The organism is Planomonospora algeriensis (assembly GCF_977012225.1).
In genome coordinates this window covers 1-1,408 of sequence record NZ_CDRNDK010000846.1, presented here as the reverse complement: position 1 = coordinate 1,408, position 1,408 = coordinate 1, and the positions used below count along the sequence as shown (strand labels likewise).

General features: G+C 72.2%; 1 protein-coding gene. It reads left to right on the top strand.

Annotated features, from left to right (window positions below; all coding sequences use genetic code 11):
* The first annotated feature begins 64 nt into the window (after nucleotides 1–64).
* Nucleotides 65–1,237 carry a lipid-transfer protein gene (locus tag ACWJ6R_RS36305; protein ID WP_449066541.1) on the top strand — a complete coding sequence of 391 codons (1,173 nt, stop codon included), beginning with the start codon at nucleotides 65–67 and terminating at the stop codon, nucleotides 1,235–1,237.
* Nucleotides 1,238–1,408: the final 171 nt, after the last annotated feature.

Genomic DNA, 1,408 nt, shown 5'->3' with positions numbered 1-1,408 from the left:
CCCCGTTCCCGTCCCCGTCCGCACCCCGTCCCCGTCCGCCCCGCGCACCCCGTGAGGTCAGCACGTGCCCTCCCTCTCCGGCCGTACGGCGATCGCCGGCATCGGCGCGACCGAGTTCTCCAAGAGGTCAGGCAGATCCGAGCTCCGGCTGGCGGCCGAGGCCGTGTTCGCGGCGCTGGACGACGCCGGCCTGGCCCCCTCCGAGGTGGACGGGCTGGTCACCTTCGCCCAGGACGCCAACCAGGAGATCGCCGTGGCCCGGGAGACGGGCATCGGCGAGCTGTCGTTCTTCTCCCGGGTGGACTACGGGGGCGGCGCGGCCTGCGGCACCGTGCTGCACGCCGCCATGGCGGTGGCCACCGGGGTCGCCGGGACCGTGGTCTGCTACCGCGCCTTCAACGAGCGCTCCGGCCGCCGGTTCGGCAGGCCGGACGCCGGGCTCGGCGGGCAGCCGACCTCCCAGGGCATGGAGATGAGCTGGCATGCGCCGTACGGGCTCGTCACCCCGGCGGCCTGGGTCGCCATGTTCGCCCGCAGGTACCTGCACGTCTACGGCGCGACCTCCGAGGACTTCGGACGGGTGGCCGTGGCCATGCGCCGCCACGCGGCCGTCAACCCGGCGGCCTGGTTCCACGGCCGTCCGATCACCCTGGCCGAGCACCAGGCCTCCCGGTGGGTGGTCGAGCCGCTCCACCTGCTCGACTGCTGCCAGGAGAGCGACGGCGCGGTGGCCGTGGTCGTCACCTCGGCCGAGCGCGCCCGCGACCTGCGCCGCCCGCCCGCGGTGATCCGGGCCGCGGCCCAGGGCTCCGGCGCCGGGCAGATGATGATGACCAGCTACTACCGCGACGACATGACCGGCCTGCCGGAGATGGGGGTGGTCGGCCGCAGGCTCTGGTCCCAGGCGGGCCTGGGACCGCAGGACGTGCAAACCGCCATCCTCTACGACCACTTCACCCCGTTCGTCCTCGTCCAGCTGGAGGAGCTCGGCTTCTGCGGCCGGGGCGAGGCGCGCGACTACGTGGCGGGCGGCGGCATCGAGATCGACGGCCGCCTCCCGGTCAACCCGCACGGGGGACAACTCGGTGAGGCGTACATCCACGGCATGAACGGCATCGCCGAGGCCGTCCGCCAGATCCGCGGCGACTCCGCGAACCCGGTGGCCGACGTCCGCAACGTCCTCGTCACCGCCGGGACGGGAGTCCCGACCAGCGGCCTGATCCTGTCCACCGGTTGAGCGCGCCGCTCAGGCGGGCCGGCGTCCGGCACATCCTCTCCGAAAAAGCGGACATATAGAATAAACGGCTATTTATGTCCACTGTGGAGAAGAGGACGAGAACGTGACTCCTCCGTTCCCTGAAGGGAGCGGCTTCTCGCTAAGCCGCTTGCGCAGCCTCACGAAGGGCAA